This is a genomic window from Streptomyces sp. NPDC037126 (assembly GCF_055605965.1).
In genome coordinates this window covers 994,383-1,007,144 of the sequence record NZ_JBVJTD010000001.1, presented here as the reverse complement: position 1 = coordinate 1,007,144, position 12,762 = coordinate 994,383, and the positions used below count along the sequence as shown (strand labels likewise).

At 73.8% G+C, this 12,762-nt stretch carries 12 protein-coding genes; 7 read left to right on the top strand and 5 right to left on the bottom strand.

Annotation, left to right across the window (positions count from 1 at the left end):
• The first annotated feature begins 106 nt into the window (after positions 1-106).
• Genes cobM through cobC form a run of 6 tightly spaced genes read left to right on the top strand, consistent with a single transcriptional unit; the run spans position 107 to position 6,382 of the window.
• Positions 107-925 carry a precorrin-4 C(11)-methyltransferase gene (gene cobM / locus ACZ7FF_RS04630; RefSeq protein WP_470809423.1) on the top strand — a complete coding sequence of 273 codons (819 nt, stop codon included), beginning with the start codon at positions 107-109 and terminating at the stop codon, positions 923-925.
• Positions 922-2,157: a precorrin-6y C5,15-methyltransferase (decarboxylating) subunit CbiE gene (gene cbiE, locus ACZ7FF_RS04625; protein WP_470809421.1), complete on the top strand. Its 1,236-nt coding sequence runs from the start codon at positions 922-924 to the stop codon at positions 2,155-2,157. Before cobM ends, cbiE begins: the two co-directional genes overlap by 4 nt.
• Positions 2,154-3,824, top strand: coding sequence for a precorrin-3B C(17)-methyltransferase (cobJ, locus tag ACZ7FF_RS04620; RefSeq protein WP_470809419.1), 1,671 nt, complete (start codon positions 2,154-2,156; stop codon positions 3,822-3,824). The genes cbiE and cobJ overlap by 4 nt, the downstream gene beginning before the upstream one ends.
• Positions 3,821-4,408 (top strand): precorrin-8X methylmutase, encoded by a 588-nt coding sequence (locus ACZ7FF_RS04615; RefSeq protein WP_470809417.1) that lies wholly within the window; start codon positions 3,821-3,823, stop codon positions 4,406-4,408. Before cobJ ends, ACZ7FF_RS04615 begins: the two co-directional genes overlap by 4 nt.
• On the top strand, positions 4,405-5,322 hold the full coding sequence (locus ACZ7FF_RS04610; RefSeq protein ID WP_470809416.1) for a sirohydrochlorin chelatase: 918 nt from the start codon (positions 4,405-4,407) through the stop codon (positions 5,320-5,322). The genes ACZ7FF_RS04615 and ACZ7FF_RS04610 overlap by 4 nt, the downstream gene beginning before the upstream one ends.
• Complete coding sequence (gene cobC, locus ACZ7FF_RS04605; protein ID WP_470809414.1) at positions 5,312-6,382, top strand: Rv2231c family pyridoxal phosphate-dependent protein CobC; 1,071 nt, start codon at positions 5,312-5,314, stop codon at positions 6,380-6,382. The genes ACZ7FF_RS04610 and cobC overlap by 11 nt, the downstream gene beginning before the upstream one ends.
• Positions 6,383-6,543: 161 nt before the next feature.
• On the opposite strand, the gene ACZ7FF_RS04600 is transcribed toward cobC, so the two are convergent.
• From ACZ7FF_RS04600 to ACZ7FF_RS04580, 5 genes are all read right to left on the bottom strand, one after another.
• A complete protein-coding gene (locus ACZ7FF_RS04600; RefSeq protein WP_470809412.1) occupies positions 6,544-7,515 on the bottom strand; it encodes an SCO1860 family LAETG-anchored protein in 972 nt (323 codons plus the stop codon).
• A 143-nt stretch (positions 7,516-7,658) separates the two neighbouring features.
• Positions 7,659-8,750: an amidohydrolase family protein gene (locus ACZ7FF_RS04595; RefSeq protein ID WP_470809410.1), complete on the bottom strand. Its 1,092-nt coding sequence runs from the start codon at positions 8,748-8,750 to the stop codon at positions 7,659-7,661.
• Between the two features lie 18 nt (positions 8,751-8,768).
• On the bottom strand, positions 8,769-9,563 hold the full coding sequence (locus ACZ7FF_RS04590) for an amino acid ABC transporter ATP-binding protein (RefSeq protein WP_470809408.1): 795 nt from the start codon (positions 9,561-9,563) through the stop codon (positions 8,769-8,771).
• Positions 9,560-10,393 (bottom strand): amino acid ABC transporter permease, encoded by an 834-nt coding sequence (locus tag ACZ7FF_RS04585; RefSeq protein ID WP_470809407.1) that lies wholly within the window; start codon positions 10,391-10,393, stop codon positions 9,560-9,562. The genes ACZ7FF_RS04590 and ACZ7FF_RS04585 overlap by 4 nt, the downstream gene beginning before the upstream one ends.
• Complete coding sequence (locus ACZ7FF_RS04580; RefSeq protein WP_470809406.1) at positions 10,390-11,235, bottom strand: transporter substrate-binding domain-containing protein; 846 nt, start codon at positions 11,233-11,235, stop codon at positions 10,390-10,392. Before ACZ7FF_RS04580 ends, ACZ7FF_RS04585 begins: the two co-directional genes overlap by 4 nt.
• A gap of 148 nt (positions 11,236-11,383) precedes the next feature.
• On the opposite strand from ACZ7FF_RS04580, the gene ACZ7FF_RS04575 reads away from it, so the two are divergent.
• Complete coding sequence (locus ACZ7FF_RS04575) at positions 11,384-12,490, top strand: pyridoxal-phosphate-dependent aminotransferase family protein (RefSeq protein WP_470809404.1); 1,107 nt, start codon at positions 11,384-11,386, stop codon at positions 12,488-12,490.
• Positions 12,491-12,762: the final 272 nt, after the last annotated feature.

The following is a 12,762-nucleotide window of genomic DNA, read 5'->3' as shown; positions in this document are numbered from 1 at the left end:
ATCCGATGGAGGCGCCTTCGCGCACATCCGGCGCCGCACACATCGCCACAGACCCTGACATTTCCCCCAATTTTCATTCGTGATTCTGTACGAGAGGACCCTTCCCATGGCCGATGCCCCCACCGGCAAGGTGACGTTCGTCGGTGCCGGCCCCGGCGCCGCCGACCTGCTGACGTTCCGCGCCGCGCGCGCGATCGCGGAGGCCGACGTGGTGATCTGGGCGGCCAGCCTCGTCCAGTCGGAGGTCCTCGAGCACGCCCGTGCGGACGCGGAGATCCTGGACTCGGCGGCCATGTCCCTGGAGGACGTCGTCGCCGTCTACCGCCGGGCCCACGACGAGGGGCTCAGGGTGGCGCGGATCCACTCCGGCGACCCGGCACTGTGGGGCGGCACCCAGGAGCAGCTGGACCGGTGCGCCCGGATCGGGATCGCGACGGAGGTCGTCCCCGGTGTGTCGTCGTTCTCGGCGGTGGCCGCCATCGCGCGGCGCGAGCTGACGATCCCCGAGGTGGCGCAGTCCGTGGTCCTCACCCGGCTCGGCGGCGGCAAGACGCCGATGCCGCCCGGCGAGGAGGTGCGCGAGTTCGCCCGGCACGGCACCACCATGGCGGTCTTCCTGTCGGCGGCGCGCAGCGGGCAGCTGGTGCGGGAGCTGCTGGAGGGCGGTTACCCCACGTCCACCCCCGTGGTCGTCGCCTACCAGGCGACCTGGCCGGAGGAACTGGTCGTGCGGTGCACGATCGGCACGCTGGAGGAGACCGTCAAGGAGCACAAGCTCTGGAAGCACACGCTCTTCCTGGTCGGCCCCGCGCTGGACGCGCAGGGCACCCGCTCGCACCTGTACCACCCGGGCCACTTCCACGGGTACCGCAAGGCCGACCCCGAGGCGCGGCGGGCGCTGCGCGAGCGGGGGGCGAGCAGTTGATCACGGTCGTCGGCACCGGGACGGGGACGCCGCTCCCCGGGGACGTGGCGGACGGGGCCGCGCTGGTCGTCGGCGGGCGGCGGCACCTGGACGCCGTACGGCTGCCCGCCGGCGCCGAGCGCGTGGTGCTCGGGCCGCTGGCGCCCGCCCTGGACACGATCGCCGGGTACGTCGGCAAGGAGCTGCCGGTGCTCGTGCTGGCCTCCGGCGATCCCGGGTTCTTCGGGATCGTGCGGGCGCTGGCCGAGCGGTTCGGGGCGGGGCTGCTGGACGTGCGGCCGGGGGTGTCCTCGGTCGCCGCGGCGTTCGCCCGGACCGGACTGCCCTGGGACGACGCGGTCGTGGTCAGCGCGCACGGCCGGGACCTGCGCACGGCCGTGAACGTCTGCCGGGCGCGGCCGAAGGTGGCCGTCCTCACCGGGCCGGGCGCGGGGCCCGCCGAGCTGGGCGCCGCGCTCCCCGGTGACCGGGTCCTGGTCGTGGCGAGCGCGCTCGGCGATCCGGAGCGGGAGCGGGTGGAGCGGGTGACGCCCGCCGAGGCGGCGGCCCGCGACTGGGGCACGGCGGTGAGCGTGGTGCTGTGCCTGGACCCGTCCCGTCAGCTCGGCCCGGTGCGCACGCTCGCCGGGGTGCCCGCCCGGCCCGGCCGGTGGGCGCTGGAGGAGTCGGAGTTCGCGCACCGCGACTCGATGATCACCAAGTTCGAGGTGCGGGCGCTGGCCCTGGCCCGCCTCGGCCCGCGGCTGGGCGACCTGGTGTGGGACGTGGGCGCCGGGTCCGGCTCGGTGGCGGTGGAGTGCGCCCGGCACGGCGCGGCCGTCGTCGCCGTCGAGAAGACCGCGGACGGGGCCGGGCGGATCCGCGCCAACGCGCGGGCGCACGGCGTGTACGTGGACGTGGTCCACGGCTCGGCGCCCGAGGCGCTGTCCGGGCTGGCCGGCGATCCCGACGCCGTGTTCGTCGGCGGCGGGGGGCGCGAGCTACCCGGGGTCGTCGCCGCGTGCGCGCGACGGGCCCGGCGGACCGTGGTCGTCGCCATGGCCGCCCTGGACCGGGTGCCGGCGGCGCGCGAGGCACTCACGTCCGCCGGGTTCGGCTGCGACGGGGTGCTGCTCCAGTCCTCGCGGCTGGCGCCGCTGCCGGGGGACGTGTCCCGGCTCGCGGCCACCAATCCTGTGTTCCTGCTCTGGGGCGTCAGGCCCGGGGCATCCAGCGAAGGAGTTGACCAGTGATCGGCCTCATTTCCGCCACCGCGGCGGGGGCGGCGGCACGGGACCGGCTGGCCGCGGCCTGGCCGGACCGTACGCGGGTGTACGAGGGGCCCGTCGGGGAGTCCGTGCGCGCCGCGTTCGCCGAGTGCGAGCAGCTGGTGTGCTTCCTCGCGACGGGCGCGACGGTACGGCTGCTCGCGCCGCTGCTCGGCGACAAGACGGCCGACCCGGGTGTGGTGTGCGTGGACGAGGGCGGCCGCTTCGCGGTGTCCCTGGTCGGTGGACACGGCGGCGGGGCCAACGAACTGGCCCGCGCGGTCGGGCGGTTGCTGGGCGCCGAGCCGGTGGTGACGACGGCGACGGACGCCGTCGGGCTGCCCGGCCTCGACACGCTCGGGCTGCCCTGCGAGGGTTCGGTCGCGACGGTCTCGCGCGCCCTGCTGGACGGCGAACCGGTCGCGCTGGCGACGGAGGTGCCCTGGCCGCTGCCGCCGCTGCCCCTCTCGCCGCAGGGGCCGTACACCGTCCGGGTGACCGACCGGGCCGTCGAACCCGGCGAGCGCGAGGTGCTGTTGCGGCCGCCGACGCTGGTGGTCGGGGTCGGCGCGTCCAGGGGCGCGCCGGTGGAGGAGGTCCTCGGGCTGGTCGAGGGGGCGCTGCGGGAGGCGGGGCTCTCGGCGGCTTCCGTCGCCGAACTCGCCACCGTGGACGCCAAGTCGGAGGAGCCCGGCATCCTGGGCGCCGCCGCGCGCCTCGGCGTGCCCGTGGTGACGTACACCGCAGGGGAACTGGCCGCCGTCGAGGTGCCGAACCCCTCCGAGGCGCCCCTCGCGGCCGTCGGCACCCCGTCGGTCGCCGAGGCCGCGGCCCTGCTGCGGGGCGGTGAACTCCTCGTCCCCAAGCGGAAGTCCGCGATGGCGACCTGCGCGGTCGTACGGCGTCCGGGGCGTGGGCGGCTCGCGGTGGTCGGGCTCGGGCCCGGCGCCCGGGACCTGCTCACCCCGCGCGCGGCGGACGAGCTGCGGCGGGCCTCGGTGCTGGTCGGCCTCGACCAGTACGTCGATCAGATCCGCGATCTGCTGCGGCCCGGCACCCGGGTGCTGGAGTCGGGGCTCGGCGCCGAGGAGGAGCGGGCCCGCACGGCCGTCGAGGAAGCCAGGCGCGGGCACGCGGTGGCGCTGATCGGCAGCGGGGACGCCGGCGTGTACGCGATGGCCTCCCCCGCGCTCGCGGAGGCCTCCGACGACATCGACGTGGTCGGGGTGCCCGGGGTGACGGCCGCGCTGGCCGCCGCCGCGATCCTGGGCGCGCCGCTGGGCCACGACCATGTGTCCGTCAGCCTGTCCGACCTGCACACGCCGTGGGAGGTCATCGAGCGGCGGGTGCGGGCGGCGGCCGAGGCGGACATCGTCGTGACCTTCTACAACCCCCGTTCCCGGGGCCGGGACTGGCAGCTGCCCAAGGCGCTGGCGATCCTCGGCGAGCACCGGGCGCCGGGCACTCCGGTCGGTGTGGTCCGCAACGCCTCGCGGCCGGACGAGGCGAGCCGGGTCACCACGCTCGGCGAGCTGGACCCGGCGACGGTCGACATGATGACGGTCGTGACCGTGGGCAACACCGCGTCCCGCACCGTCGCGGGCCGCATGGTGACCCCGCGCGGCTACCGCTGGCAGGAGGCCGCCCAGTGAGCCGTGTGGTCCACCCCATCGAGCAGGAGTCCTTCCGGCGGCTGCGGGCCCGGCTGGACACCTCCCACTTCCCGCCGCTGACCCGGGCGGTGGTGGAGCGGGTCATCCACTCGGCCGCCGACCTGGAGTACGCGGACGACCTCGTCACGGACGAGGGCGACCTGGCCCGGGCGCACACGGCGCTGCACGCCGGGGCGCCCGTCGTCGTGGACGTCGAGATGGTCGCGGCCGGCATCACCCGGCGGGAGACCGTGTGCCGGCTGAAGGACGCCGCGGCCGGCCCCGGGCTGACCCGTTCCGCGCACGCCGTCCGGCTGGCGTACGAGCAGGTCGGGCCCGGCGCCCTGTGGGTGATCGGCTGTGCGCCGACCGCCCTGGAGGAACTGCTCACGCTGGACGCCTCCCCCGCGCTCGTCATCGGCCTGCCCGTCGGCTTCGTCGGCGCGGCCGAGTCCAAGGCCGCGTTGCGCGAGAGCGGGCTGCCCGCCGTGAGCAACGTGTCCGAGAAGGGCGGTTCGGCGGTCGCCGCCGCCGCGCTCAACGCCCTGCTGTACCACCCCGTTTCACCTGAGGAGACCTCGTGACCACCCCGCCCGCCCTGCTCATCGCCGGCCACGGCACCCGTGACGACGCCGGAGCCGAGGCGTTCCGCGACTTCGTGCGGGAGCTGGGGCGCCGCCACCCCGAACTGCCCGTCGCGGGCGGCTTCATCGAGCTGTCCCCGCCGCCGCTGGGCGACGCCGTCGCCGAGCTGGTGGAGCGGGGCGTGCGCCGGTTCGCCGCCGTCCCGCTGATGCTGGTGTCCGCCGGGCACGCCAAGGGCGACATCCCGGCCGCGCTGGCCCGCGAGAAGGAACGGCACCCGGGCATCTCGTACACCTACGGCCGCCCGCTCGGCCCGCACCCGGCGCTGCTCGGCGTGCTGGAGCGGCGGCTGCAGGAGGCGCTGGGCACCGGTGTGGACCCGGCCGAGGTGACCGTGCTCCTGGTCGGCCGGGGCTCGACGGATCCCGACGCCAACGCCGAGGTGTTCAAGGCGGCGCGCCTGCTGTGGGAGGGCCGCGGCTACGCCGGGGTGGAGACGGCGTTCGTGTCGCTGGCGGCACCGGACGTGCCGAGCGGCCTGGACCGGTGCGTGCGGCTGGGGGCGCGGCGGATCGTCGTGCTGCCCTACTTCCTGTTCACCGGCATCCTGCCGGACCGGGTGCGGCGGCAGACCGAGGACTGGGCGGCCGCGCACCCGGAGACCGAGGTGCGGTCGGCCGACGTCATCGGGCCCGAGCCGGAACTGCTCGACCTGGTGATGGAGCGGTACGAGGAGGCCGTCAAGGGCGATCTGCGCATGAACTGCGACTCGTGCGTGTACCGGATCGCGCTGCCGGGCTTCGAGGACAAGGTGGGGCTGCCGCAGCAGCCGCACTTCCACCCGGACGACGACGGCCACCACCACGGGCACGGCCACCACCACGGGGGGCACTCGCACAGCCATGCGCACTGAGCAGACAGGGCCGGACCTGCGCCACCACGGGGACGCGGAGGTGCGGGACGACGGGGCCGCGCTGGTCGACCTCGCCGTCAACGTCCGGGCCGGAACGCCCCCGCCGTGGCTGCGGGAGGAGATCGCCGGCTCGCTGTCGTCCCTCGCGGCGTACCCGGACGGGCGGGCCGCGCGGGAGGCGGTGGCGGCGCGGCACGGGCTGCCCGTGGCGCGGGTGCTGCTGACGGCGGGGGCCGCGGAGGCGTTCGTGCTGCTCGCCCGCGCCCTGAAGGTGCGGCAACCGGTCGTCGTGCACCCGCAGTTCACCGAGCCGGAGGCCGCGCTGCGGGACGCCGGTCACACGGTGGACCGGGTGCTGCTGCGCGCGGAGGACGGGTTCCGGCTGGATCCGGCGGCCGTGCCGGAGGACGCCGACCTGGTGGTGATCGGCAACCCGACCAATCCGACGTCGGTGCTGCATCCCGCGGAGTCGATCCGCCGGCTCGCCCGTCCCGGGCGGACGCTGGTGGTCGACGAGGCGTTCATGGACGCGGTGCCGGGTGAACGGGAGTCGCTGGCCGGGCTGACCGACGTACCCGGTCTCGTCGTGCTGCGCAGTCTCACCAAGACGTGGGGGCTGGCCGGGCTGCGCATCGGGTACGTGCTGGCCGCTCCGGAGATCGTCGCGTCGCTGGAGCGGGCCCAGCCGCTGTGGCCGGTGTCGACGCCGGCGCTGGCCGCCGCGCGGGCGTGCGTGGCGCCGCGCGCGCTGGCCGAGGCGGCGCACGCGGCCCACCGGATCGCGGCGGACCGGGCGCACCTGCTCACCGGGCTGGCCGCGTTCGCGGACCGTGGGGTGCGGGTGGTGGAGCCGGCCCAGGGACCGTTCGTGCTGGTCCGCGTGGCGGGGGCGGCCGGGGTACGGCACCGCTTGCGCGAGCTCGGCTATGCGGTCCGGCGCGGGGACACGTTCCCGGGGCTCGGCGAGGACTGGATCAGGCTCGCGGTGCGCGACCGCGCCACGACGACCGATTTCCTCCAGTCCCTACGCGCCGCCCTCACCCCCCGCCCTCCCGGCTGAGGCACCCCGCCCGGGCCAGGCGGCCGGTACGCACCGACCGCCTCCCCCTTCCCCCACCGGTCCGACGAACCCCGGACAGGGCGACGGGCGCCGGTCGTGCGGCGCCCGGTGCGGTTCGGCTGCCGTCTCTCTTCGGGCGGGTGTCCCGCTGGGGCCGGGTGTCAGCCCCTGCGGCGGCGGGCCAGGGTCACCGCTCCCGCACCGGCCAGCAGCAGGGCCAGGGCGCCGCCCGCGACGTACGGGGTCGCCGAACTGCCTCCGGTTTCCGCGAGGTCGGACTTGGCCGGGGCGCCCTGGGGTTTGACGTCGGGGGCCGAGTCGGCCTTCGCGGGGGCGCCCTCGGGCTTGGTGCTCGCGGCCGGGTCGTGGCTCGGCACCGGATCGTGGCCCGGCACCGAGTGGCCGCCCGGCGTCCCCGACGGGGACTCGCAGGTCGCCTTGGCCAGGGTGACCGTGCCCTCCACGTCCGCCACGTTGAGCCTCAACGGGTTGACGGAGAGCTTGAGTTCGAGGGCGGTCGCGGCGGCCGTACGGGACGTGGTGCGCCGCTCGGCGAGATCGAGGCGGACCCCTCCGACGCCGGGCACCTTGACCTCGGTCGGCCCTCCGGCGGTCAGCGTGACGCGCCGGCCGAGCACGGTGACGGCGCCGAGGACGTTCGCCGAGGCGACGGGCGCCCTTCCCGCCTCGCAGGTCGCCCGGGCCGTGACCGTACGGACCTCGATCAGGGACAGCAGGGGCATGCCCGGTACGTGCAGCCGGGCGTTCACGAGCTTGACCGAGCCCTCGGCGCGCTCGGCGGTCGCCGTGGCCCGCGCCGACGCGACGTCCGCGCCGAGCACGGCGAACGACCGGCCGCCGGCCACGCCGTTCAGCCTGGCGGACAGGGCCGTTCTCTCGGCGCTGCGCGGCGCCTGGACCTCGTTCAGGGTGAGCGAGAGCGGGACGTCGATGCTCTTGTTGAGCAGGGAGACGTCGAGCCCGGTGCGCAGGACGACGGCGGAGGCGCGACCGTGGTCACCGGTCGCGTGCGCGGCGCCCGCGCCCAGGACCGCGGGAGCCGCGGTCAGGGCGGTGACCGTCGCGACCGTAGCGAGACGGCGTGCGGGCATGCGGAAGTTGTTGCTGTTCAAGGCGGTGGGACCCCCAGACGGAACATGCTTGGGACCCGTCAACCTTGTACGCACTGTGGGTGAACGGTCAGCAATCCTGGGTTACTTCACTCAAACGTGGATAACTCGCACGCCACTTCGAATCACCAGGCACACGCGTTCCCCTACTCGACCACGGCCCCGTCGAGCACCACCCGCCGCGGCGCCGCCAGCACCCGTACGTCCGCCCGCGGATCGCTCTCGTACACCACCAGGTCGGCCGGTGCGCCCTCCTCCAGACCGGGCCGGCCGAGCCAGGCACGGGCGCCCCAGCTGGTCGCCGCGAGGGCGTCGACCGGCGGGATGCCCGCGGTGACCAGCTCGGCGACCTCCTCCGCGACCAGACCGTGGGCCAGCGAGCCGCCGGCGTCGGTGCCGACGTACACCGGGATCCCCGCGTCGTAGGCGGCCCGCACGGTGTCGTAGCGCCGCTCGTGCAGCCGCCGCATATGGGCCGACCAGCGAGGGAACTTGCTGTCGCCGCCGGCCGCGAGCCGCGGGAAGGTGGCGATGTTGACGAGGGTCGGGACGATCGCTACGCCGCGCTCGGCGAACAGTGGGATCAGGTCCTGCGTCAGGCCCGTGGCGTGCTCGATGCAGTCGATGCCCGCCTCGACCAGATCGCGCAGGGAACTCTCGGCGAAGCAGTGCGCGGTGACCCGGGCACCGAGCCGGTGCGCCTCGGCGATGGCCGCCTCCACCGCCCCGCGCGGCCAGCAGGGGGACAGGTCGCCGAGGTCGCGGTCGATCCAGTCGCCGACCAGCTTGACCCAGCCGTCGCCGCTCCCGGCCTCCTGGGCGACGTAGGCGACGAGGTCGTCCGGCTCGATCTCCCAGGCGTAGTTGCGGATGTAGCGGCGGGTGCGGGCGATGTGCCGGCCGGCCCGGATGATCTTCGGCAGGTCGTGCCGGTCGTCGATCCAGCGGGTGTCGGAGGGCGAGCCCGCGTCCCGGATGAGCAGGGTGCCGGCCTCCCGGTCGGTGAGCGCCTGCTTCTCCGCGATCTCCGCGTCCACCGGGCCGTGCGCGTCCAGGCCCACATGGCAGTGCGCGTCGACCAGTCCCGGCAGCGCCCAGCCCTCGACGGTCCGCACGTCACGGGCCCCGGCGGGGCGGTCGTAGGAGACACGGCCCCCGACCACCCACAGCTCGTCGCGGACGTCCTCGGGCCCGGCGAGGACCCGGCCCCTCACGTGCAGCACCGCCTGATCGCTCATACACGGCACCTTAGAGGGCTAGGGACGGTCCTCCCCCACCTGGTCGGAGGTCTCCTCCTCCACCTCCGCCATCGCCGGGTCGAGGAGGCGGGAGAGGAAGTGGCGGGTGCGCTCGTGCTGCGGGTCGCCGATGACCCGCTCCGGGGTGCCGTCCTCGACGACCACCCCGCCGTCCATGAAGACGACCCGGTCGGCGACCTCGCGGGCGAAGGTCATCTCGTGGGTGACGACCATCATCGTCATGCCCTCCCGCGCGAGCCTGCGCATGACGGCGAGGACGTCGCCGACCAGCTCGGGGTCGAGCGCGGAGGTCGGCTCGTCGAAGAGCATCACCTCGGGGCCCATGGCGAGCGCGCGGGCGATGGCCACGCGCTGCTGCTGGCCGCCGGAGAGGGAGGACGGGTAGGCCCCGGCCTTCTCCGAGAGGCCGACGCGGGCCAGGTTCTCGGCGGCGATCTCCGCGGCCTTCGCCTTGTCCCGCCCGAGAACCCGGCGCTGGGGCAGCGTGAGGTTCTCGGTGACGCTCAGGTGCGGGAAGAGGTTGAACTGCTGGAAGACCATGCCGATCCGGCGGCGCACCGCGTCGATGTCGACGTCCGGGTCGGTGATCTCGGTGCCGCCGACGAAGACCTGGCCCTTGGTGGGCTCCTCCAGCAGGTTCACACAGCGCAGCAGTGTCGACTTGCCGGAGCCGGAGGGGCCGATGACGCAGACGACCTCGCCCTGCCCGATCTCCAGGTCGATGCCGCGCAGCACCTGGTTGTCGCCGAAGGACTTGTGCAGGTCCCGGACGCTGATCTCGGGGCGGCTCACTTGATCTCCTCCTGGGCCCTGGCCTCCAGGCGGCGGGCGACGAAGCCGAGCGGGATGGTGACCAGCAGGTAGCACAGGCCCGCGACCAGGATCGGCGTGGAGTTGGCGGTCGTGCTGGCCAGGTCCCGGCCGAACTTGGACAGTTCGCGCTCCTCCAGGGTGACACCGAGCAGCAGCACCAGGGAGGAGTCCTTGAAGAGCATGATCAGCTCGTTGGTGAGCGGCGGCAGGATGATCCGGAAGGCCTGCGGGATGACGATGGAGATCATCGCGCGGGCGGGCGAGAAGCCCAGCGAGCGTGCCGCCTCCGTCTGCCCCTTGGGCACCGCCTGGATGCCGGCGCGGAAGGTCTCCGCCATGTAGGCGGCGCCGATGAGCCCGAGGCCGAGGGCGGCCTTGCCGTAGGTCCCGCCGGGGATCTCGGTGCCCGGGAAGGCCAGCGGTACCGCCACGGCGATGAAGACGAAGATCAGCAGGGCGGGCAGGCCCCGGAAGATCTCGATGTAGATGCCGGCCAGCCAGCGGTAGGGCCCCACGGAGGACAGCCGCATCAGCGCGATGACCAGGCCGAGCACCAGTCCGACGACGAAGCCGGACACCGTGTACAGCACGGTGTTCTTCAGCGCCAGGGTGATGACGTCCGGCCACATCTGCCGGGCGATGCCGCCCTGGGCGAACTGGTTCTGCAGCCGGCCCCAGTCGGCCGTGACCGCCACGGCGATCACGGCGGCGACGAAGACGACGTACTGGATGCCCCGGGACAGCCGGCGCCTCTGGCGCCGGGTCAGTCCCTTCCGCTTCGGCCGGTGTCGTACGTCGAGGTCGCTCATGAGGCGGCGGGAGAGGACACGGAGGCGTCGTACGGGCCGATCCACTGCTCGTAGAGCTTCTTGTAGGTGCCGTCGGCCTTGGCGTCCCTGAGGGCCTTGTCGATCGCCTCGCGCAGGGCCTTGTTGCCCTTCTTGACCGTGAAGCCGTACTGCTCGCCGGTCTTGAGGTTGTCGACGATCTTGAACTTGTCGGCGGTGGCCTTGTCCTTCAGCCAGCCCTGGACGACCGGGTAGTCGATGACGACGGCCTGGACCTGGCCGGTGCGCAGGCCGTTGAGGACGGCGTCGGAGGAGTCGAAGGAGATCGGGTCGTAGCCCTTGCCCTTGACGTAGTCCTCGCCGGTGGTCTGCGCCTGGGCGCCGAGCTTCTTGCCCTTGGCCTTGACGTCGGCGAGCGAGTTGATGCCGCTGCTCCTGTCGACGAGGACGGCCTGGGTGGCCTCGAAGTACGGGTCGGAGAAGTCGACGTTCTTCTTGCGCTCGGGCGTGATGGTCATGCCGGCGGCGGCCAGGTCGCACTGCCCGGAGTTCAGGAAGGCGCCCGTCTTGAAGTTCTCGAACGGGGTGTCGACGATCTGCTGCTTCACGCCCAGGTTCTTGGCGACGAGGTCGATGAGCGAGACGTCGAAGCCCTGCACCTTGCCCTTGATCTCCGACTGGAACGGCGGGTAGGGCAGGTGGGTGCAGGTGGTCAGCTGACCGGCCTTGACGACGTGGACCCCCTTGACGGTGGCGCCGCCGCTCCCCCCGTTGCCCGAGGAGCAGCCGGCCACCAGTGCGAGGCCGGCCGTCAGGGTGGTGGCGGCCAGGATGCGGGTCCGGCGCCCGGGGAACGAGTTCATGGGGGATCTCCTGTGGGGGAACTGTGGGTTCCGATTATAAGGAAGAGTTTGAGTCCCTCAAACCAAACCGATGGCTACGGAGCCGTCCGACCTAAGATCAAGGGAGCTGACCTCCCCTTTCGGCCCCGAGAACGAAGAGAGCACCGCCGTGACGCACCCCTTGCTCGACCTGCCCCCGCTGAGCGCGGAGCGCTTCGCCGCCATCGAGGACCGGGTGGCCAGGCTGCTGGACACCCGGCAGGACGTGCTGATCACCCAGGGCGAGGCGCTGCTGCCGCTCGAGGGCGCGATCCGCGCGGCGGCCGGTCCGGGCACGGTGGCCCTCAACGTGATCACCGGGCCGTACGGGCAGGCCTTCGGGAACTGGCTGCGGGACTCCGGCGCGACGGTGTTCGACCTCTCCGTCCCCTTCCACACGGCGGTGACCGCCGCGCAGGTCCGGGAGGCGTTCGCCGAGCACCCGGAGATCGACTTCGTGTCGCTGGTGCACGCGGAGGCGGCGACGGGCAACACCAACCCGGTCGCGGAGATCGGCGAGGCGGTACGGGAGCAGGGCGCCCTGTTCTACCTGGACGCGGTCGCCTCGGTGGGCGCCGAGCCGGTGCTGCCGGACGCCTGGGGCGTGGACCTCTGCGTGATCGGCGCACAGAAGGCGATGGGCGGGCCCGCGGGCGTGTCGGCGATCTCGGTGAGCGAGCGGGCCTGGGCCCGGATGGCGGCGAACCCGAACGCGCCGCGCCGCTCCTATCTGTCGCTGCTGGACTGGAAGGACCGCTGGCTGGACGCCGGCCGCAGGGCCCTGCCGCACGCCCCGGCGCAGCTGGAGATGCTGGCGCTGGAGGCGTGCCTGGAGCGGATCGAGTCCTGCGGCCTGGACGCGGTGACGGCACGGCACCGCGGGGCCGCGCTGGCCACGCGGACCGGTGCGGCGGCGCTGGGCGCGGGCCTTGAGCCCTACGTGTACGAGGAGCGGGACGCGGCGCCGGTCGCGACGACGCTGCGGGTGCCCTCCGGCGTGGTGGCCTCGGAGCTGGTGGCCCGGGCCCTGGAGAGCGACCCGGCGCTGCCGCTGGCGGCCGGCGGCGGCGCCCTGGCCGGGGAGATGGTCCGCGTCAACCACTACGGCCCCGACGCGACCCCGGACGCGGTGCGGCGCTCCCTGACGGCACTGGGCGCGGCCCTGGCGGAGAAGGGGCTGCCGGTGGACACGGCAGCGGCCGAGCGGGCCGTGGCGCGGTCCTGGCCGCAGCCGTAGGGCGCGACTTTCCGACAGCACGACGAGCGGCATGCCTGGCGTCAGGGGCATGCCGCTTTTTTCCTGCACGGCGCGGAGACGAAACCTCCGGGACTTGAATTCAAATTAGATTCACAATTCCCGCCAATTCTCCGGACGATAGCTTCCCGTGTTCTTCTGCCCGCTTTCCTGAAGGCTAAACAACAAGGTTTCATCAGGGCTTTCGAGTTGTGACACACTCCACAACAGTTGCGTTATGTCCTGTTTTTTCCTGGGTCAAACCCGACATTCGA